The sequence below is a fragment of the Mesorhizobium kowhaii genome (genome assembly GCF_003253745.1).
Taxonomy (GTDB): Bacteria; Pseudomonadota; Alphaproteobacteria; order Rhizobiales; family Rhizobiaceae; genus Mesorhizobium; species Mesorhizobium kowhaii.
The window spans coordinates 116,255-137,815 of record NZ_MZXV01000056.1; the positions used below are offsets into that span (position 1 = coordinate 116,255).

General features: G+C 63.6%; 18 protein-coding genes. 17 read left to right on the forward strand and 1 reads right to left on the reverse strand.

Annotation, left to right across the window (positions count from 1 at the left end; genetic code table 11):
* Positions 1–20: 20 nt before the first annotated feature.
* Positions 21–1,154, reverse strand: coding sequence for an aminomethyl transferase family protein (locus B5V02_RS26085; RefSeq protein ID WP_111546923.1), 1,134 nt, complete (start codon positions 1,152–1,154; stop codon positions 21–23).
* Between the two features lie 298 nt (positions 1,155–1,452).
* On the opposite strand from B5V02_RS26085, the gene B5V02_RS26090 reads away from it, so the two are divergent.
* From B5V02_RS26090 to B5V02_RS26180, 17 genes are all read left to right on the forward strand, one after another.
* Positions 1,453–1,731, forward strand: coding sequence for a hypothetical protein (locus tag B5V02_RS26090; protein WP_245446195.1), 279 nt, complete (start codon positions 1,453–1,455; stop codon positions 1,729–1,731).
* A 12-nt stretch (positions 1,732–1,743) separates the two neighbouring features.
* Positions 1,744–2,121, forward strand: coding sequence for a hypothetical protein (locus B5V02_RS26095; protein ID WP_111546925.1), 378 nt, complete (start codon positions 1,744–1,746; stop codon positions 2,119–2,121).
* A gap of 18 nt (positions 2,122–2,139) precedes the next feature.
* The gene (locus tag B5V02_RS26100; RefSeq protein ID WP_111546926.1) at positions 2,140–2,301 is read left to right on the forward strand and encodes a hypothetical protein; all 162 of its coding nucleotides are present in this window, start codon (positions 2,140–2,142) and stop codon (positions 2,299–2,301) included.
* A gap of 14 nt (positions 2,302–2,315) precedes the next feature.
* Positions 2,316–3,710 carry an APC family permease gene (locus B5V02_RS26105; RefSeq protein WP_111546927.1) on the forward strand — a complete coding sequence of 465 codons (1,395 nt, stop codon included), beginning with the start codon at positions 2,316–2,318 and terminating at the stop codon, positions 3,708–3,710.
* A gap of 45 nt (positions 3,711–3,755) precedes the next feature.
* Positions 3,756–4,445, forward strand: coding sequence for a hypothetical protein (locus B5V02_RS26110; protein ID WP_167458667.1), 690 nt, complete (start codon positions 3,756–3,758; stop codon positions 4,443–4,445).
* Positions 4,442–4,771, forward strand: coding sequence for a hypothetical protein (locus B5V02_RS26115; RefSeq protein ID WP_111546928.1), 330 nt, complete (start codon positions 4,442–4,444; stop codon positions 4,769–4,771). The genes B5V02_RS26110 and B5V02_RS26115 overlap by 4 nt, the downstream gene beginning before the upstream one ends.
* A gap of 85 nt (positions 4,772–4,856) precedes the next feature.
* Complete coding sequence (locus tag B5V02_RS26120; protein ID WP_111546929.1) at positions 4,857–5,753, forward strand: class II glutamine amidotransferase; 897 nt, start codon at positions 4,857–4,859, stop codon at positions 5,751–5,753.
* Between the two features lie 4 nt (positions 5,754–5,757).
* Complete coding sequence (locus tag B5V02_RS26125; protein WP_111546930.1) at positions 5,758–6,489, forward strand: GltB/FmdC/FwdC-like GXGXG domain-containing protein; 732 nt, start codon at positions 5,758–5,760, stop codon at positions 6,487–6,489.
* 6 nt (positions 6,490–6,495) lie between these two features.
* Entirely contained in the window at positions 6,496–7,824 is a 1,329-nt protein-coding gene (locus B5V02_RS26130; protein ID WP_111546931.1) for an FMN-binding glutamate synthase family protein, read from the forward strand.
* A 50-nt stretch (positions 7,825–7,874) separates the two neighbouring features.
* Positions 7,875–9,182 carry a type III glutamate--ammonia ligase gene (gene glnT, locus B5V02_RS26135; RefSeq protein WP_111546932.1) on the forward strand — a complete coding sequence of 436 codons (1,308 nt, stop codon included), beginning with the start codon at positions 7,875–7,877 and terminating at the stop codon, positions 9,180–9,182.
* A 93-nt stretch (positions 9,183–9,275) separates the two neighbouring features.
* On the forward strand, positions 9,276–10,529 hold the full coding sequence (locus B5V02_RS26140; RefSeq protein ID WP_111546933.1) for a sarcosine oxidase subunit beta family protein: 1,254 nt from the start codon (positions 9,276–9,278) through the stop codon (positions 10,527–10,529).
* A 16-nt stretch (positions 10,530–10,545) separates the two neighbouring features.
* Positions 10,546–10,821 (forward strand): sarcosine oxidase subunit delta, encoded by a 276-nt coding sequence (locus B5V02_RS26145; RefSeq protein ID WP_111546934.1) that lies wholly within the window; start codon positions 10,546–10,548, stop codon positions 10,819–10,821.
* 241 nt (positions 10,822–11,062) lie between these two features.
* Positions 11,063–14,044, forward strand: coding sequence for a sarcosine oxidase subunit alpha (locus B5V02_RS26155; RefSeq protein WP_111546935.1), 2,982 nt, complete (start codon positions 11,063–11,065; stop codon positions 14,042–14,044).
* A complete protein-coding gene (locus tag B5V02_RS26160) occupies positions 14,037–14,666 on the forward strand; it encodes a sarcosine oxidase subunit gamma (RefSeq protein ID WP_111547200.1) in 630 nt (209 codons plus the stop codon). The genes B5V02_RS26155 and B5V02_RS26160 overlap by 8 nt, the downstream gene beginning before the upstream one ends.
* Positions 14,667–14,935: 269 nt before the next feature.
* Entirely contained in the window at positions 14,936–17,305 is a 2,370-nt protein-coding gene (locus B5V02_RS26170) for a trimethylamine N-oxide demethylase (RefSeq protein WP_111546937.1), read from the forward strand.
* A gap of 257 nt (positions 17,306–17,562) precedes the next feature.
* The gene (locus B5V02_RS26175; RefSeq protein WP_111546938.1) at positions 17,563–19,272 is read left to right on the forward strand and encodes a trimethylamine N-oxide permease; all 1,710 of its coding nucleotides are present in this window, start codon (positions 17,563–17,565) and stop codon (positions 19,270–19,272) included.
* Between the two features lie 181 nt (positions 19,273–19,453).
* Entirely contained in the window at positions 19,454–21,556 is a 2,103-nt protein-coding gene (locus B5V02_RS26180; RefSeq protein WP_111546939.1) for an oxidoreductase, read from the forward strand.
* Positions 21,557–21,561 lie beyond the last annotated feature (5 nt).

Here is a 21,561-nt window from a genome sequence, read left to right on the forward strand (position 1 = left end):
CTCTCGCTGTTGACTATGCCTCAACCTTTCGCCGTGCGCTTGGTCTTCTTGGGATCGTCGAATGGCAACGGCTGCGCCGTCGCCTTGATCGAACCGCTCTTGTTGCGGATTTCGAGCTTGGTGTCCTTGACCGCGCAGTCGACGTCGAGCCGGGCGATGCCCATCGATTTTTTGACCAGTGGCGAATACATGGCGCAGGTCACCACGCCGACCTTTTTACCGTCGCGATAGACCGGCGCGCCCTCGTCGGCCGGCTCCTTGCCGTCGAGCAGAACGCCAAAAATCTTGAAACGTTCCTTACGCTTGAGGCGGTAATGCTCCTCGGCGCCGCGGAAGCCGGTCTTGCCGGGACTGACGGTGAAGTCGAGGCCGAGCTCCCACAGCGTGTCGCCGGGGCCTTCATTGTCGAACGGATATTTCTGCGAATTGTCGTAAGGGTAGAAGAGCAGATAACTTTCGACGCGCAGCATGTCGAGCGTGGTGAAGCGGCACGGAATGATGCCGGCGCTCTTGCCCTCGTCGAGGATCCGATCCCAGATCGTGCCGGCATCCTGGCCACGGCAGAAGATCTCGTAGCCGCGCTCGCCGGTGTAGCCGGTGCGCGAAATCATCACCGGGAAGCCGAACAGCTGCGTCTGCATGTGATGGAAATAGTTGAGATCGCGGATGCCAGGCACATGCTTGGCCAGATAGTCGACAGCGGTTGGTCCCTGCAGCGACAGGTCGTGCAGATTGTCGTCGAAGCGCAATGAGACATCGCGCCCGACGGAAGCGCGCTGCAACTCCTCATGGCCGGTGCCGGAACCATGCACGACCATCCAGGAATTCGGCCCGGTGCGGTAGAGGATGCAGTCGTCGGTGAATTTTCCCGCCTCGTTCAGCATGCAGGCATAGGCCGACTTGCCGGGATAGATCTTCTCGACGTCACGCGTCGTCGCCAGGTCGATCAGATGCGAGGCGTGCGGTCCAGTGATGTGGACCTTCTTGAGGCCGGAAACATCCATCAACCCGGCCTTGGTGCGGATGGCGATGTACTCTTCGTCGGCATCCTTGTCGTAGGTCCAGGCGGTCCCCATGCCGCTCCAGTCTTCGAGGTTCGAACCGAGGGCGCGATGGCGATCCGCCAGGGTCGAAAATCTCCAGGATGCCGTCATCCGCTCGTCCTCCGTTTCGAAAAATCTTTTGCTGTTCCCTGCCCCCTGCGCAGCGGCGGGAGCGTTGGCCGAATATTGACCGCAAACATTCGGGCGCCGCAATACCCATAAGCAATTAATTTCATTGTCAGGCAAAATCCGTTGCGCTACACAAACGGTTAACGCCGCGTAAATTCGCCTTGACAATTGCGGAATTCGGTCTGAATTTATGAAAAAAATTTCACTCTCTTGAAAGAGGGCGGCGAACGGTGGATTCGGAACCGGGCGTCGGAAAAAGGGGAAAAAACCGATGTCAGACATGCAGCGGCGCATCGAAGCGCTGTACCTTTCCGACGTGCGCGGATCCGCGCTCCTGATCGTTTGCCTGTGGGCGACGATCCTCTTCGTCCTCCTCATGACGTGGCCGCACATCCCGAACATGGGGATCAGGGTGGTCGTCGCCGCCGCGGCCGCCGCCGTGCTGATCTTCAACACCGCGGCGATCCTGGCGATGGTCAATCACTACAAGGAAGACAAGGACTTCATCTACGGGCTCGACATCAAGAACGCCGACGCGTTCCGCAACCGCAAGTCCTGAGGGGTAGAAGACATGTCGCGCTACACACCGCCGGAGCAAAGCAAGGCCGGGCAGATTTTCGATATCGTCGTCGTCGTGGTCGCCATTTTCGTGGCGCTGTGGCTGCCGCTGAAGATGGGCCTCGCCGGTGCGGCGAAATCCATCGACGCGCTCGACGCCAAGACATGGGAAGCGCTTGGCCAGAACCCGACCATGGCCTCGATCTGGGAAAAGCTCGGCTACACGCCCGAGACCGCACACGACATCATCCAGAACCGCTTCCACTATGTCATCGACTGGCCGACGCTGATCATCATGGCCGCGGTGCTGATCGGTTATTTCGTCTTCCTGTTCCGCGCCTCCGACCGCGAATATCGCGACGTCATCAACGAAAAGTTCGACGACAAGTAAACCCGAGGACTCACCTTCATGTGGATGGCACTCTCTTATGCGTCGTGGGGCATCTCGATCGTGCTCGCTCTGTGGATGCTCTACGATTGGTTCAAGGTCGACACGACCTTCTCCGAAGAGGTGCTGACCTCATCGCGCGAAGGCGAATTGGAAGCCGTTTCCGAAAAACACCGGATCTGAGTGGGGATTGAACAATGACGGTCACACTTGAACCGGCAGTCCACGGGGACAGGGTTTCACTGCTGCGCGTGCTTGGCCCGGCCCATGTCTGGGCGCTCGGTGTCGGCATCGTGCTCGTCGGCGAATTCACCGGCTGGAATTTTGCCGCCGACAAGGGCGGCGCACTCGCCGCGCTGATCGTCTGCTGGGTCGTCGGCCTGCTCTACACTTCTGTCGCGATGATCGATTCCGAGGTGACATCGACCGTCGCCGCCGCCGGCGGCCAGTATGCGCAGGCCAAGCACATTGTCGGGCCGCTGATGGCGTTCAACGTCGCGCTGTTCCTGGTCTTTGCCTACACCATGCTCGAAGTGTCCGACGCCATCCTGCTCGGCGACACCATCGTCGCTAAGGCGGGGGTCGAAGGGCTCACCCACAATTCCTTCATCGCCGCCACCATCGTGGTGCTGGCGTGGCTGAACTATCGCGGCGTGCTGATGACGCTGAACGTCAACTTCGTCATCACCGCAATCGCCTATATCTCGATCGTCATCCTGTTTTTCTCGGTCAGCCCGTGGACGCAAGGCGCCGTGCTGAAGCTCAACGAGCTGGTCACGCCCGGCAACGCCCTGCCCTATGGCTGGATCGGCGTCATCGCTGCCTTCCAGTTCGGCATCTGGTATTATCTCGGCATCGAGGGCACCACGCAGGCCGCCGAGGAAGTGCGCTCACCGGCCCGCTCGCTGCCCTATGGCACGATGGCCGGCATGATCACGCTTTTGATCGCCGCCGCCATGACCTGGTATGTCTGCGCCTCGATGATGCCGTGGGAATATCTGGGCATCACCTATTACCCGCTGTGGGACGCCGGCAAGCTGACCGGCAGCCCGCTGCTCGAGAACCTCTTGTTCATCGCCACGCTGCTTGCCGCACTGGCCTCGGCCAATGGCTGCATCAACGACGCGGCGCGCGCCTGGTTCTCGCTCGGCCGCGACCGCTATCTGCCGACATGGTTCTCGGCCGTGCATCCGAAATATCGCACGCCCTATCGCTCGATCTTGTTCCTGTTGCCGATCGCGCTGGCTTTCGCCTTCATCGCCGACCTCAACCAGGCGATCACCTTCTCGATCCTGTCGGGTGTGCTGCAATACACGTTCATGAGCATCAACATCGTCATGTTCAGGAAGAAATGGCCGCTCGGCTCGATCCGCCGCGGCTATACGCATCCGTTCCATCCGCTGCCGGCGATCGTGCTGTTCTGCCTGTGCGTGGTGACCTTCTTCGCCATCTTCCTCGGCTTCGGCTCGCAGCTGATCGCCATGGTCGCCTTCTATTTCCTGATCTCGCTATGGTTCCATTTCTACCGCTACAGATTCGTGCGGCGCGGCGATCAGTTCACCATGCCGTGGCCGAAGCCGCAGGGTTATTGATGGGAGTAGGCCCGTCCGAATCCCGGACGGGCCTGGCATGACAAAATGTCCGAGGTGACGTCAGCACTGCTTGCCGGGGCAATTGTCCTGGCCCTCGTCCTTCACCTTGCCTGGCTGGCGCGTGCCAGCCGCAACAGGGCGTCAGCGGCGCTCGCCATCGACCTTGCCAGCATTCGTACCGTCATTGCAGACGCAGCTGATGTTTCGGATGGCACCGCCGGTGTCATCACCTGGGAAGGTTCCTGGAACGGCCGGCGCGTCCAGCTGCGCACCATCGTCGATACGCTGGCAACGCGAAAACTCCCGGCGCGCTGGCTGAGCGTCTCGATCACCGAGCCCGTGTCGGTGCCCGGCACCTTCGACATGATGATGCGACCGGGCTCACCGACGACCTTCTCCAATTTCGATCATCTCGACCATACGCTGCCGAAGGCTCCGGGATTTCCAGCCGAAGCAGTGCTGCGAACCGACCGCAGGGGGGCGCGTTTTCCCCAAGGTATCATCGCCAGCCATATCGAGATCTTCTCCGAAGGGCGGGCCAAGGAACTGCTGATCACGCCCAAGGGCATACGCATCGTCTGGCTGCTGGCTGAGGCCGAGCGCGCACGCTACGGCGTTTTCCGGCAAGCCGAATTTGGTGATGCGACACTCGATCCAGCGCTGATCGAAAAGCTGCTGGTATCCGTGTCAGGGCTTCGCGACGCCATCAACAAAAGCGAACGGCAAGCCGCATGACCAGTTCCGCCACTGCCGCCACCCCTCCCAGCCCATATCTTGTTCTCGGCGCCGCAATCGTGTTGCCGGCAAGCGGACACGTCATTCTCGGCGTGCCGGTGCGCGGCCTGCAGTTTCTTTTCTTCATGGTGATCCTGGCATGGGTCACCGCCAAGATCGCACCAGCAGACGCCAGCTTCGTCGGCCGTCATGCCGGCGGCTTCCTGATCTATGCGCTGTCGATCCTCGACGCCTACAAGATCGCCCGCATCCGAACCGCCAAATGGGTTCACAACGCCCGGCGAGACAATGATAGTGCGCAGAGCGGCATTGAGACGCATACGTAACTAGAGGAAAATTTTTTTCATGTGATTGAATTCGAGGGACTCATTCGATACATCATCTCAGAGCTGCAAACGCCGGGAGGCTGACATGTGTGGAATTGTCGGACTGTTTTTGAAGAACAAGTCGCTGGAACCCCAGCTTGGCTCGATGCTGTCGCAGATGCTGATCTCGCTCAGCGATCGGGGTCCGGACAGCGCCGGCATCGCCATCTATGGCGCGCCTTCCAGGAATGAGGCCAAGATCACCATCCAGTCGGCCAAGCCGGAACGCGATTTCCGCGGCCTCGAGGCTGAACTCGCCAAGGCCATCGGCACGCCGGTGACGATCGCGGTGAAATCGACCCATGCGGTGGTCAGGACCACGCCCGCCAAGATCGACGAAGCGCGCGAGGCGATCCAGACGCTGCGCCCCGACATCCGCATCATGGGTGCAGGCGACGTTGTCGAAATCTACAAGGAGGTCGGCCTGCCGGAGGCGGTGGTCGACCGCTTCGACGTTCGCGGCATGACCGGCACGCACGGCATCGGCCACACCCGCATGGCGACGGAATCGGCGGTGACGACGATGGGCGCGCATCCGTTCTCGACCGGCGCCGATCAGTGCCTGGTGCACAATGGTTCGCTGTCCAACCACAACAATGTCCGCCGCGAACTGATCCGCGAAGGCATGACCTTCGAGACCGAGAACGATACCGAGGTCGCGGCCGCCTATCTCTCCTCGCAGATGGCGCATGGCAAGAATCTGGGCGAAGCGCTGGAAGGCACGCTCTCCGATCTCGACGGCTTCTTCACCTTCGTCGTCGGCACCAAAAACGGTTTTGGCGTGGTGCGCGATCCGATCGCCTGCAAGCCCGCCGTGATGGCCGAGACGGACCAGTATGTCGCCTTCGGCTCGGAGTATCGCGCGCTGACCAAACTGCCCGGCATAGACAATGCGAGGGTCTGGGAACCCGAGCCCGCAACCGTCTATTTCTGGGAGCATTGAGTTCATGCCGGCTACTAAGCTTTCAAAAACGGCGGCGCACGACCATGCCTCTCGGGTCTTCGACCTCGACCAGATGTCGCTGCGCGAACTCAACCAGGCGCTTCACAATCTGACGCCCGGCTCGAATGAGACGGCGTGGGAAGTGCTGAACCCGAAAGGCAATCATTCGGTCGCCGTCGGTGTCGATCAGCCGATCACCATCGATGTGCGCGGCAGCGTCGGCTATTACTGCGGCGGCATGAATTCCGGCAGCGCCATCACCGTGCATGGCTCGGCCGGCCCCGGCGTCGGCGAGAACATGATGTCAGGTTCGATCACCGTCAAAGGCGATGCCAGCCAGTATGCCGGCGCCACCGGCAAGGGCGGCCTGCTGGTCATCGAAGGCAATGCCTCGTCACGCTGCGGCATCTCGATGAAGGGCATCGACATCGTCGTGCACGGCAATATCGGCCACATGTCGGCCTTCATGGCGCAGTCCGGCAATCTGGTGGTGCTGGGCGATGCCGGCGATGCGCTGGGCGATTCCATCTACGAGGCGCGGCTGTTCGTGCGCGGCAAGGTCGACAGCTTAGGTGCCGACTGCATCGCCAAGGAGATGCGGGCCGAACACCTGGACTTGCTGCAAGGCCTGCTCGACCGCGCAGGCGTCACCGGCGTCAAGCCGACGGACTTCAAACGTTACGGCTCGGCGCGCACGCTCTACAATTTCAATATCGACAACGCCGACGCGTATTGAGGCAGCATGACCTACAGGAACCCGCCGACGACGCCGCGCAAATCCGCGACTTTCGACGACTACACGCTTTCTGAAATCCGCCGCGCCGCGGCGACCGGCATCTACGACATCCGTGGCGCCGGCGCCAAGCGTAAGCTGCCGCATTTCGATGACCTGTTGTTCCTCGGCGCCTCGATCTCGCGCTATCCGCTCGAAGGCTATCGCGAGCGCTGCGACACCAGCGTCGTGCTGGGTTCTCGCCATGCCAAGAAGCCGATCGAACTGAAGATCCCGATCACCATCGCCGGCATGAGCTTCGGCTCGCTGTCCGGCCCGGCCAAGGAGGCGCTCGGGCGCGGCGCGACCCTGTCGGGCACCTCGACCACCACGGGCGATGGCGGCATGACCGAGGAAGAGCGCGGTCATTCGAAGACGCTGGTCTACCAATACCTGCCGTCGCGCTACGGCATGAACCTGCGCGACCTGCGCCGGGCCGATGCGATCGAGGTGGTCGTCGGCCAGGGCGCCAAGCCCGGCGGCGGCGGCATGCTGCTCGGCCAGAAGATTTCCGACCGCGTCGCCGAGATGCGCACGCTGCCGAAAGGCATCGACCAGCGCTCGGCCTCGCGTCACCCCGACTGGACCGGGCCCGACGATCTCGAGATCAAGATCCTCGAACTGCGCGAAATCACCGACTGGGAAAAGCCGATCTACGTCAAGGTCGGCGGCGCCCGGCCCTACTATGACACGGCCCTCGCCGTGAAGGCCGGCGCCGATGTCGTCGTCGTCGACGGCATGCAGGGCGGCACCGCCGCGACGCAGGAAGTGTTCATCGAAAATGTCGGCCAGCCGACGCTCGCCTGCATCAGGCCGGCGGTGCAGGCGCTGCAGGATCTCGGCATGCACCGCAAGGTGCAGCTGATCGTCTCCGGCGGCATCCGCAACGGCGCCGACGTCGCCAAGGCGCTGGCGCTCGGCGTCGATGCGGTCTCGATCGGCACGGCTGCCCTTGTCGCGCTGGGCGACAATGATCCGCGTTGGGAAGCTGAGTATAACGAGCTCGGCACCACGGCCGGCGCCTATGACGACTGGCACGAGGGCCGCGACCCGGCCGGCATCACCACGCAGGATCCGGAACTGATGAAGCGGGTCGACCCGGTCGCCGCCGGACGCCGGCTGGCGAACTACCTCAAGGTGATGACGCTCGAGGCACAGACCATTGCGCGCGCGTGCGGCAAGAACAGCCTGCACAATCTCGAACCCGAGGATCTCGTCGCGCTGACGATCGAGGCAGCCGCCATGGCCGGCGTGCCGCTGGCCGGCACCAACTGGATACCGGGGAAGAACGGCTTCTGATCAAGAAGGGCCGAAGCCCACCACAATCGACAAAAAAATGGGGAACTTCCGTGACAGCAGATCTTGCAGAATTCGCAAGGGCGAAAAACGTCAAATATTTCATGATTTCCTACACCGACCTGTTCGGTGGCCAGCGTGCCAAGCTGGTGCCGGCGCAGGCCATCGCCGACATGCAGAAGGACGGCGCCGGCTTTGCCGGGTTCGCCACCTGGCTTGATCTCACACCGGCACATCCCGACATGCTGGCGGTGCCGGACCCGGATTCGGTGATCCAGCTGCCATGGAGGCCGGAAGTCGCCTGGGTCGCCGCCAACTGCATCATGGACGACAAGGAGGTCGACCAGGCGCCGCGCAACACGCTGAAGCGGCTGATCGCCGAAGCGGCCAGCGACGGCATGCACGTCAAGACCGGCGTCGAGGCCGAATTCTTCCTGATCTCGCCGGACGGCAAGACGATCTCCGACGAATACGACACGGCGTCGAAGCCCTGCTACGACCAGCAAGCGGTGATGCGCCGCTACGATGTCATCGCCGAGATCTGCGACCATATGCTGGCGCTCGGCTGGGGCGCCTACCAGAACGACCACGAGGATGCCAACGGCCAGTTCGAGATGAACTGGGCCTTCGACGATGCGCTGGCGACCGCCGACAAGCACTCCTTCTTCAAGTTCATGGTCAAGTCGATCGCGGAAAAGCATGGTCTGCGCGCGACGTTCATGCCGAAACCCTTCCAGGGCCTGACCGGCAATGGCTGTCATGCTCATATCTCGGTGTGGGACAAGGCCGGCAAGACCAACGTCTTCGCCGACAATTCGATGGAACTTGGCCTCTCGGCCAAGGGCAAGAATTTTCTCGGCGGCATCATGAAGCATGCCTCCGCGCTTGCCGCGATCACCAACCCGACGGTCAATTCCTACAAGCGCATCAACGCGCCGCGCACCATTTCGGGCGCCACCTGGGCGCCGAACACGGTGACCTGGACCGGCAACAACCGCACCCACATGGTGCGCGTGCCCGGCCCCGGCCGCTTCGAACTGCGCCTGCCCGACGGCGCGGCCAACCCTTACCTCTTGCAGGCGGTCATCATCGCCGCCGGCCTCGACGGCATCCGCTCGAAGGCCGATCCCGGCAAGCGCTACGACATCGACATGTACCAGAACGGCCATACGGTGAAGGGCGCGCCGAAGCTGCCGCTCAACCTGCTCGACGCGTTGCGCGAGTTCGACAAGGACAAATCGCTGAAGGCGGCGCTGGGTGAGGAATTCTCGTCGGCCTACCTAAAGCTGAAGCACCAGGAATGGAATTCCTATGCTTCGCACTTCACGCAATGGGAGCGCGACCACACGCTGGATATCTAGGAGCATCGGACCGAAAAGTGCGAAGCGGTTTTCGGGCAAATCCGATGCGTCAAGAAAGTTCCTGCGTGGTGCGAGCGACCTCGGAATGAACGTATGAAATACTCGATCTTCTCGCTCGCCCGCGCCGCCCTGTCCGGCCACAAGAACTGGCAGCGCACCTGGCGCGACGCCAGCCCGAAGGACCGCTACGACGTGGTGATCATCGGCGGTGGCGGCCATGGCCTCGCCACCGCGTGGTTCCTCGCCAGCGAGTACGGCATCAAGAATGTCGCCGTGCTCGAAAAGGGCTGGATCGGCTCCGGCAATGCCGGCCGCAACACCACCATCATCCGCTCCAATTACGGCCTGCCCGGCAACACCGGCTTCTACGAATTGTCGATGAAGCTGTGGGAGCGGATGGAGCAGGACCTCAACTACAACACGATGGTCAGCCAGCGCGGCGTCATCAACCTCTACCACTCCGACGCACAGCGCGACGCCTATGCGCGGCGCGGCAACACCATGCGCATCAATGGTATCGATGCCGAACTGCTCGACCTCGCCGCGGTCAAGAAGATGATCCCGTTCCTGAACTTCGACAATGCGCGCTTTCCCGTGCAAGGCGGGCTCTTGCAGCGGCGTGGCGGTACGGCCCGGCATGATGCCGTGGTCTGGGGCTACGCCCATGCGGCGAGCGCGCTCGGCGTCGACATCATCCAGAACTGCGAAGTGACGGGCTTTGTGCGCGATGCCAACGGCAAGGTGACCGGCGTCGAGACCTCGCGCGGCAAGATCGGCGCCGGCAAGGTCGGCATGGCGGTGGCCGGCAGTTCCTCGCGCGTCGCGGCGATGGCCGGCCTGCGCCTGCCGATCGAGAGCCATGTGCTGCAGGCCTTCGTCTCCGAGGCGATCAAGCCGCTGATCCCTGGTGTCATGACCTTTGGTGCCGGCCATTTCTATGTCAGCCAGTCCGACAAGGGCGGGCTGGTCTTCGGTGGTGACATCGACGGCTACAATTCCTACGCCCAGCGCGGCAACATGCCTGTCATGGAGGATGTCTGCGAGGGCGGCATGGCGCTGATGCCGATGATCGGCCGTGTGCGCCTGTTGCGCCAGTGGGGCGGCATCATGGACATGTCGATGGACGGCTCGCCGATCATCGACAAGACGCCGGTCGACGGGCTCTACCTCAACGCCGGCTGGTGCTATGGCGGCTTCAAGGCGACGCCGGGATCGGGCTTTGTCTTTGCCCATCTTCTGGCCCGCGACACGCCGCACGAAGAAGCCGCGCGGTTCCGCCTCGACCGCTTCCGGACTGGTGCGATGATCGACGAAAAGGGCCAGGGCGCCCAACCGAACCTGCACTGAGGACGGACAGGAAACCATGCGCATTGCCTGTCCCTTCTGCGGCGAACGCGAACTCGGCGAGTTCACCTATCTGGGCGACGCCAAGCCCGTGCGGCCGGCGGCCGGCGCTTCGGAGGACGAGGTCTTCGACTATGTCTATCTGCGCGACAATGTCGCCGGCGAGACCAGCGAACACTGGTACCATGGTGGCGGCTGCCGGGCCTGGCTGAAGGTCGGCCGCAACACGCTGACGCACGAGATTTCTTCGGTTGAGCCGGCGGCCGGCGCTGGGGCTAGGCAGGCCGCGAAATGAATTTTTCTGCTCAGGTCAGTGCCGCCCCTCACCTGCCTGCCGGCATCCTCACCCCGTATAGGGACGGGGAGAGGGGCACTGGCCGCAACCTCGGCGCCCTTTCTGCAACGTCGATGATTGGCGAAATCTTCGGTGAAGGCGTCCTTCTCCCCGTCCCTATACGGGGTGAGGATGCCGACAGGGCGATGAGGGGCAGCGCAACCCTCTCGCATTTCATCGAACTCACAGAGGGTCGGCAATCGTGAGTTCCAGTCAATCCCATCGCCTCCCAAGTGGCGGCCTGATCGACCGCTCGGCGCCGCTGAATTTTCGCTTCGACGGCAAGACTTTTTCCGGCTTCCAGGGCGACACGCTGGCCTCGGCGCTGATCGCCAATGGCGTCAAGCTGGTCGGCCGCTCGTTCAAATACCATCGCCCGCGCGGCATCCTGACCGCTGGATCGGAAGAGCCCAACGCGCTGGTCGAATTGCGCACAGGCGCGCGGCGCGAACCGAACACCAAGGCGACGACGGCCGAGCTCTATGAGGGGCTCGAGGCCGCCAGCCAGAACCGCTGGCCATCGCTGCGCCACGATGTGATGTCGGTCAACCAGCTGTTCGCGCCGATCTTCGTCGCCGGCTTCTACTACAAGACCTTCATGTGGCCGGCGAAATTCTGGGAAGCGATCTACGAACCGGCGATCCGCCGCGCCGCCGGACTTGGCCGCGCGGCAGGCGTTGCCGATCCTGATCATTACGACAAGGCGTGGGCGCATTGCGATGTGCTGATCGGCGGCTCTGGCCCGGCCGGACTGGCTGCGGCATTGGCTGCCGGACGCTCAGGTGCCCGTGTCATCCTGTGCGAGGAGGATTTTTCGCTGGGCGGCCGCCTGCTTGCGGACGGCGGCACGATCGATGGCCTGCCGGCAGCCGAGTGGCTGTCGCGGACGCTAGCTGAACTGGCGGCGCTGCCAGACGTCCGCATCATGACCCGCATGACGCTGTTCGGCGTCTATGACGGCGGCACCTATGGCGCACTGGAGCGGGTCAACGACCACTTGCCCTCGCCGCCCGAGCATCAGGTGCGCCAGCGGCTGTGGCGGATCGTGGCCAGGCGCTGCGTCGTCGCCGCCGGCGCGATCGAACGGCCGATCGTCTTTGTCGGCAACGACACCCCCGGCGTGATGATGGCTTCCGCAATGCGGACCTATGTCGCACGCTATGCAGCAACACCGGCAAAGCGCATCGCGCTATTCACCAACAATGAGGATGGCTGGCGCACGGTCGAGACCGCACTCGGCTCTGGACTGCAGATCGCAGCGGTCATCGACGCTCGGCCTGACGTATCGCCCGCCCACCGTTCCCTCGCCTCCAAGGGTGGCTTTCCGGTGCTGCACGGCTCCGTCAGCGGCGTCGATGGCGGCAAGGATGGTGTCAGGAAAATCGCTGTGTCACTCACCGGTGGCGCGCGCGCCGAGGTCGAAGCCGACGGGCTTGCCGTCTCCGGCGGATGGAACCCGGCTGTCGGGCTGACCTCCTATCATCGCGGCCGGCCGAAATGGAGCGACGACATCGCCGCCTTCGTGCCGGATGGCGCGCCTCCTGGAATGGTGGCCGCCGGTGCCGCCAACGGCGCCTTCGGGCTCGGCGCCTGTCTGGCAGAAGGGTTTACCGCGGGTAGCGCAGCCGCGCATGACGCCGGACACAGCGGCAAGGCCGGCACGGCTCCTGTCGCCGACGACGAGGCGTTCTCGCTCACACCGCTCTGGCATGTCGCCGGCAAGGGCAAGGCCTTTGTCGACTACCAGCACGATGTCACCGCCTCCGACATCGAACTGGCGCAGCGCGAAGGCTTTGAATCGGTCGAGCATCTGAAGCGCTACACCACGCTCGGCATGGCCACCGACCAGGGCAAGACCTCCAATGTCGCCGGCCTCGCCATCATGGCGGCTGTCAGCGGCCGGTCCATTCCCGAGACCGGCACGACGATCTACCGCCCGCCCTATGTGCCGGTCGCCATCGGCGCCTTCGCCGGCCATCACCGCGACGAGACGTTCCATGCGACGCGGCTGACGCCGTCGCATCACTGGGCCGCCGAACAGGGTGCTGTTTTCGTCGACACCGGCCTGTGGAAGCGGGCGCAATGGTATCCGCGGACTGGCGAGAAGGACTGGCTGGAATCGGTGACCCGCGAGGTCAAGGCGGTGCGCGGCGGCGTCGGCTTCTGCGATGTCTCGACGCTCGGCAAGATCGATGTGCATGGCCCGGATGCCGGCGCCTTCCTCGACCGCGTCTACATCAACACCTTCTCCAACCTCGCCGTCGGCAAGGCGCGCTACGGGCTGATGCTGCGCGAGGACGGCATCGTCTATGACGACGGCACGACGTCGCGGCTGGCTGAAGATCACTATTTCCTGACCACCACCACCGCCAAGGCCGGGCTGGTGATGCAGCATCTCGAATTCTGCCGGCAGGTGCTGTTTCCCGAACTCGACGTGCAGCTGACCTCGGTCTCAGACCAGTGGGCGCAGTTCTCGATCGCCGGGCCGAAGACGCGAGACCTGTTGAGGGAAATTGTCGATCCGGCAGAGGACCTGTCCAACGAAGGCTTTCCGTTCATGGGCGCACGCGAAGTGGCGCTGCGCGGCGGCATCAAGGCGCGGCTGTTCCGCATCTCGTTCTCCGGTGAGATGGCGTTCGAGATTTCGGTGCCGGCGCGCTTCGGCGATGCCATGGCACGCAATCTGATGCTGGCCGGCAAGCCCTTTGGTGTAACGCCTTATGGCACCGAGGCGCTCGGCGTCATGCGCGTCGAAAAGGGCCATGTCGCCGGACCGGAACTGAGCGGCACGACGACGGCCGCCGATCTTGGTCTCGGCAAGATGATGTCGACCAAGAAGGATTTCATTGGTCGCGTCATGGCCGGCCGCGAGGCGCTGGTCGCGCCGGATCGCCAGGTCGTGGTCGGCGTCAAGCCGACGGACAAGGCGCGCAGGCTACGCTCCGGTGCGCACATCATCCCGAAGGGGCAGACACCTGGCCCGGGCAACGACCAGGGCTATGTCACCTCGGTCTGCTTCTCGCCGACATCAGACCAGTGGATCGGGCTTGGCTTGGTCGAACGCGGCCGCGAACGCACCGGCGAGATCGTCCAAGCGCATGATCCGCTGCGCGGCGAGGACTATGAAGTCGAACTGTGCAATCCCGTCTTCTACGATCCGGATGGAGTGCGCCAGCGTGGCTGAGTTTTCCTGGTCTCCCCGCAGTCCGCTGGACCATGCACTTGTCACCGGCGCGCATGGCGTACGCGACATCGAAGCAGGCATCTCGCTGACGGAAATCCGCAATTTCGACCTGATCCAGGTGATGGCGCGGCGCGGCAAAGCGGCCGAACTGGCCAATGCCGCCAAAGGCCGTTTCGGCGTGGCGGCTCCGAATGCGCCCAAGGCGGTGCAGAGCCAGGACGCCACGCTGATCTGGTCGGGACCGGATCAGTTCTTCGTCCTGTCGAAGGGCGGCAAGCATACGATGGGCACGCTGGCGCCGGCATTGTCCGGCCCAGCCTCGCTGTCGGACCAGTCGCACGCGCGCGCCCTGATCAGCATTTCCGGGGCCAAGGCCCGCACCATGCTGGCCAAGCTGTCGTCGATCGACGTGCATCCGGCGGAATTCCCGGTTGGCGCGGCTGCCGCAACCTCGATGGATCACACCAGCGTCACGCTCTGGCGCGGCGGCGATCGGCCGGATGGGCAAGCGGTGTTCAACCTGCTGGTGTTTGCGACCTTCGCCGAAAGCCTGTGGCACACGATGCTTGATGCCGCGGCTGAGTATGGTGTTGAGATCGCGCATTCGGAGTGGTTGGCGTAGCGCTGTCACGCGCCCTTCCCTTCTCCCCCTGTGGGAGAAGGTGGCCTTGCGAAGCAAGGTCGGATGAGGGGTGTTCCAGCTTGGCACCGACGGCACTTCGTCCAACACCCCTCAACCGTCTTGGCGCTATGCGCCAATCCACCTTCTCCCACAGGGGGAGAAGGCAAGAAGGGCCACCTTCGCCTTGCCAAACGCGACGCCCCTGCTATTCTTGCTGCTAAAATAATTTCACACACAGGCAAACTTGTTTCTCGAATCGCAAGGCTGAGATGAGCCAGTCGCCCTACCCTGCAATTGCCGCCGGCCCGCCGCGCCCGAGCCTTATCCTGCGGCCCGGGCAGATCGCGCTGCCGCCCGGCATGGAGCGTTATACCATCCAGGGCAATGGCGCCGTCCTCATCGAAGTCGAGGCTGGCGATACGATCAGCGTGCGCAATGTCGAGGGCGGCCAGGCCTGCGAGCTGCTGGCGTGGGACAAGGCTGGCGTGACGGATACCGGCATTTTTGGTGAAACATCGAACAGCAATGCCGCCGGCATCAAGGCACTGCTCGCCGAGGGCGACGACAGTCTCGCAGCCCTGCGACGCGGGCTTGCGCGCCGGCAGGTGCAGCTTGATCAGGCAAAAGCCGTGCGCGTGTTCGGCGGCACCACGCCGGCCGGCACCGAGCAGGGTTTCACCGTCGCGCGCGACGGTGCGATGGTCATCGCCGCTCCCGGCGGGCCGATGCTGGTCGATGGCCACGATACGGCGACGCCGCTCAGCGTCATCGTCCGACGCGCCACCATCCGCGCGGCGGCGAAGTCCCAACTGGTCGATCCGCTTGCCGATCCGGTGCTCGACCTGCGCGTCCACTCGGCGACGGCCGAATCCTATTTCGTCAAGGCCGGCGACTATCTGCAGATCATCGATGTCGACGGGCGCCAATGCACCGACTTCCAGTGCTTTTCGGCGCGCAAGCTGGACAAGGGCCGCGACCATCCGCTCGACGTGACGACGACCCGTACGCTGATGGGTGCGAGCTATCCGATGCCCGGCCTGCATTCGAAATATTACGACCAGGACATGGAGCCGCTGGTCGAGGTGGTGCAGGACACCTGTGGCCGGCACGACGCCTTCGCGCTCGCCTGCGCCGCCAAATATTACGACGATATCGGCTATCCCGGCCACACCAACTGCTCGGAGAATTTCAACCGCGCGCTGTCGGATAAGGGCGTCACGCCACGTGCCGGCTGGATGGCGATCAACTTCTTCTTCAACACCGCGATCGACGCGCATGGCGTCATGGTGTCCGACGAGCCATGGTCGCGGCCGGGCGATTATGTGCTGCTGCGGGCGCTGACCGACATCGTCTGCGTGTCCTCAGCCTGCCCCGACGATACGACGCCGGCCAATGGCTGGAACCTGACCGACATCCATGTGCGGACCTATTCCGGCCAGCACAAATTCTCGCGAGCGATCGCCAGACGCATGACGCCTGATTCGGAACCGAAAATGACCCGCGAGACATCCTTTCATTCGAGCTTTGCCGAGCACACCCGCAACTTCGTCGAGTACAGGGGCTATTGGCTGGCCAATTCCTTCGCCAGGCAAGGTCCGATAGCCGAATACTGGGCCTGCCGGCAGGACGCCGTGATCATGGACCTGTCGCCACTGCGCAAGTTCGAGGTCACCGGCCCGGATTCCGAAGCGTTGCTGCAATACACGCTAACCCGCGACGTCAAGAAGCTTGGTGTCGGTCAGGTCGTCTATTCGGCGATGTGCTACGAGCACGGCGGCATGATCGATGACGGCACGCTGCTGCGGCTTGGCAAGGACAATTTCCGCTGGGTCGGCGGCGACGATCTGTCCGGCGAATGGCTGCGCGAGACGGCGAAAAAGCTTGGCCTCAACGTGCTGGTGCGCTCCTCCACCGACCAGATGCACAATATCGCCGTGCAGGGCCCGAAGAGCCGCGATATTTTGAAGGAGGTCATCTGGACCTCGCCATTGCAACCGTCGATCGAGGAGCTCGAATGGTTCCGCTTTGCAGTGGCGCGCATCGGCGGCGGCAACGGCATCCCGGTCGTCGTCTCGCGCACCGGCTACACCGGCGAGCTTGGTTACGAAATCTGGTGCCATCCGCGCGACGCCGAAAAAGTGTTCGACGCCATCTGGGAGGCCGGCCAGCCGCATGGGTTGAAGCCGATGGGGCTGCAGGCGCTCGACATGGTGCGCATCGAGGCCGGGCTGATCTTCGCCGGCTACGAATTCTCGGACCAGACCGATCCGTTCGAGGCCGGCATCGGCTTTACCGTGCCGTTGAAGACCAAGACCGACGACTTCATCGGCCGCGAGGCGCTGATCCGGCGCAAGGAAAACCCGCAAACAAAACTGGTCGGCCTCGACATCGACGCCAATGTCGCGGTCGGCCATGGCGATTGCGTGCATGTCGGCCGCGCCCAGATCGGCGTGGTCACATCAGGCATGCGCTCGCCGGTGCTGAACAAGACCATCGCGCTGGCGAGGCTCGACGTCACCCATGCCACTGTTGGTACCGAGGTCGAGATCGGCAAGCTCGACGGCCATGCCAAGCGGCTGCCGGCCCGCGTTGTCGCCTTTGCCCATTACGATCCGCAGAAGACCAAGCCGCGCTCCTGACCGCTGCCGCTTTTTTGGGCTGACGAACCGCCTGTCGGTGATGTCGCCGGGCGCCTGAGCCCGCGCGCTCGCAACCGTGATGTGCACGACTTCACAAAACGCTTGACGTGAAAGCGCGTCGGATCAATCTTCACTGCTAAGAAAAAAATGCGACTGAGTGGAAACACCGGCAGCCGCTCAATGCATGCGTCGATGATGAAGCCTCGCGAAGTCGCGGCCGTCACGAACGGGGACATCAAAATGGGGAAGCCAAACACATGAGCACAATAACGACTGCCTTGGAGCAGCCTGCGGAGAGCAAGCTGCACCGGAATATCGACTGGCGCGGCGCCTTCTGGGTAGCCAGCGGCGTTCCTGCCCTCGTCCTGTTTTCGATCGGCGGCATTGCCGGCACCACCGGCACGCTGGCCTTCGCGATCTGGATCGCCTCCATGATCATGGGCTTCCTGCAATCCTTCACCTATGCCGAGATCGCCGGCCTGTTCCCGAACAAGTCGGGCGGCGCCTCGATCTATGGTGCTACCGCCTGGCTGCGCTATTCCAAGTTCATCGCGCCTCTCTCGGTGTGGTGCAACTGGTTCGCCTGGTCGCCGGTGCTGTCGCTCGGCTGCTCGATCGCCGCCGCCTATATCCTCAACGCGCTGGCGCCGGTGCCGCTGTTCACCGATGCCTCGCCCGATGTCGTCGCCTATATCGCGGCCCATGCCGGAACGAGCGCCGCCGATGCGATCACCGCGGTGACCGCGGCCGCCACGCCCGCGATCCGCACCTGGACGCTGTTCAGCCACACGCTGGGTCCGGTTTCCTTCACGCTCAATGCGACCTTCTTCATCGGCGCGGTGCTGATGCTGATCATCTTTTCCATCCAGCATCGCGGCATTCTGGGCACCGCCAATGTGCAGAAATATATCGGCCTGCTGGTCATCATCCCGATGCTGATCGTCGGCGTCGTACCGATCGTCACCGGCCAGATCAACTGGGCGAATTTTTCGCCGCTGGTGCCGCTGGCCGCTGCCTACGCGCCCGAGCCCGGCTCGTGGAACATTGCCGGCTGGACACTCGTCCTCGGCGGCATGTTCATCGCCGCATGGTCGACCTACGGTTTTGAGACCGCCGTCTGCTACACCTCGGAGTTCAAGAACCCGGGCACCGACACGTTCAAGGCGATCTTCTATTCCGGCCTGCTCTGCATGCTGCTGTTCATCCTGGTGCCGTTCACCTTCCAGGGTGTGCTCGGCCTCAACGGCATGCTGGCGACGCCGATCGTCGACGGCTCCGGTGTCGCCGACGCGCTGGCCGGTATGGTCGGTGGCGGCGCGCTGATCCACAGCCTGCTGGTGATGCTGATGATCCTGGCGCTGGTGCTGTGCATCATGACGGCGATGGCAGGGTCTTCGCGCACGCTATACCAGGGCTCGGTGGACGGCTGGCTGCCGCGCTATCTCAGCCATGTCAACGAGCATGGCGCGCCGACCCGTGCCATGTGGACCGACCTCGTCTTCAACCTGATCGTGCTGGCCATCGCCTCGGCCGACGCGACGAGCTTCTTCTTCATCCTCGCCGTGTCGAACTGCGGCTACATCATCTTCAACTTCCTCAACCTCAACGCCGGCTGGATCCACCGCATCGACAACGGCCACATCGCGCGGCCATGGAAGGCGCCGAGCTGGCTGCTCGGCGTCGGCGCCATCTTCGCCTATGTCAATGCGATCTTCATGGGCGCCGGCGCCAAGGTGTGGAACCCGATGGCACTGTGGGCCGGACTGATCACGGCCGCTCTGATCATCCCGGTGTTCTGCTATCGCCACTACATCCAGGACGGTGGCAAGTTCCCCGACCATATGCTGGCCGACCTCGGCATGAGCTCGTCCGATCTGGCGGTCAAGAAGGCGGGGATGCTGCCCTACCTGACGCTGGTCGCCGGCGTGGTGGTGATGCTGCTCGCCAACTGGTATTTCGTCATCTGACGTCTGTCTTTGACCGGGCGCCCAAGGGGGCCCGGTCCGCACTCTCCCTTGATCTCCGATCCATCCCTGTGAAAGCCGGGATGGATTTTTTGTTGTTTGCCTCCCTGCCCATTGCGCAGGGACCGAGGTGCGAATATGCTTGTTGTACGATCGTTCAACAAGCATATTCGCGAAGCCCCCGATGACCTGCAATCCCCGCTACGAAATCCTGTTCGAGCCGATGCGGATCGGGCCGGTCACCGCGCCGAACCGCTTCTATCAAGTGCCGCATGCAAGCGGCATGACCAATGCCCTGCCGCGGGTGCGCGCGGCCTTTCGTGAAGCCAAGGCCGAGGGTGGATGGGGCGTGATCTGCACCGGGGCCTGTTCGATCGACCCCAGCTCTGACGACACGCCGCTGCCTTTCGCCACGATGTGGGACGACAATGATATCCGCGCGCATGCGCTGATGACGGAGGCAGTGCACCGCCATGGCGCGCTTGCCGGCGTGGAATTGTGGCACGGCGGCGCATCGGTGATGAACCGGACAAGCCGCCTGCCGCCGCTGTCGCCGTCCGGCATTCCATGGATGGCCACCCATGTCGGCTTCATGGGCAATTTGCGGCCGAAGACCATGGACAAGGCCGATATACGAGAGGTCTTGAGATGCCAGACTGAGGCGGCGCGCAAGGCGCGCACGGCCGGCTTCGACATCGTCTATGTCTATGCCGGCATGGGTTATCTCGGCTACGAGTTCCTGCTGCCGGAATACAATCATCGCGCCGACGAATACGGCGGACCGATCGAGAACCGGGTGCGCTTCGTGCGCGAAATGATCGAGGTCACCAAGGATGCCGTCGGCAAAGACTGCGGCGTCGCCTTGCGGGTCAGCCTCGAGGAACTGCGCGGACGGCCCGGCCGCAACCAGCCCTCCGAGGCGCACGAACTGGTCGACCTGCTGGCGGACCTGCCGGACCTGTTCGACGTCAAGATGGATTCCAGCCCGACCGACTGTTCGGCATCCCGCTTCACCGGCGAAGGCAGCCACGAGCCGGTGATCGATTTCGTCAAGTCGCTGACCAAGAAACCGGTGGTCGGCGTCGGGCGTTTCACCTCGCCCGACACCATGGTCTCACAGATCCGGCGCGGCGTGCTGGACTTCATCGGCGGCGCGCGGCCTTCGATCGCCGACCCCTTCCTGCCGAACAAGATCCGCGAGGGCCGCGAGGCCGAAATCCGCGAATGCATCGGCTGCAACATCTGCATCTCGAGCTGGCATGACGGCGTGCCGGTGCGCTGCACCCAGAACCCAACCGCGGGCGAAGAATGGCGTCGCGGCTGGCACCCCGAGCGCGTCGAGCGCGCCGACGCGCCCGAACGGATCCTGATTGTCGGCGGCGGGCCGGCCGGGCTCGAATGCGCGCTGACGCTCGGCCGTCGCGGCCATGAGGTGATGCTCGCCGACAGCGGCCGGACCTTCGGCGGGCGGCTGACCTTCGAGAAGACCCTGCCCGGACTGTCGGCCTGGAACCGCGTCGTCGACTACCGCCTCGGGCGCCTCAACGAGATGAGCAACGTCTCGCTCTATCCCGAGAGTGTTTTGGGCGCCGACGAGACCATCGAGCTGGCGCCGGACCGCGTTGTGCTGGCGACCGGCGCGCGCTGGACCGACATGCTCTATTCCTCGCTGGAGATTCCGGCCGGCCGGCTCGATCATCCCGATGTCCTGACACCGGACGACATCGCCGGCGGCCGGCTTCCTCAGGGGCCGACCCTGGTCTTCGATTTCGACAATTACACCATGGGCGGCGTCCTCACCGAGCATCTGGCAGCACACGGCATCCCGGTCAGCTACGTGACCCCGGCTGGCCAGGCGTCCGCATGGACGATCATGACCAACGAGCTGCCGCTGGTGCATCGCGCCCTGGCGCGGCGCAAGGTGCCGGTGACGACGCTGCATCTCTTGAAATCCTTCGACGGCGAGACGGCGACGCTGGCGCATCTGTTCACCGGCGAGGAAACCCGCGTCGCCTGCCGCTCAGTGCTGATCGTCGGGCTCAGGCTGCCGCGCGGCGAACTCTTCGAGGCGCTGACGCAACGCGCGGACGCGCTTGCGGCCGCCGGCATCAAAAGTGTCGATCGTATCGGCGACACGCTGGCCCCAGGTGCCATCGCCCATGCGGTGCATAGCGGCCACAAGCTTGCCCAGGAGATCGGCGCAAAAATCCGCTGGCAGCCCTACCGCCGCGACACGCCGATCGTCGATGCGGTGGCGGATTTCGACATGCGGACGGCAGCCGAATAGGAGAA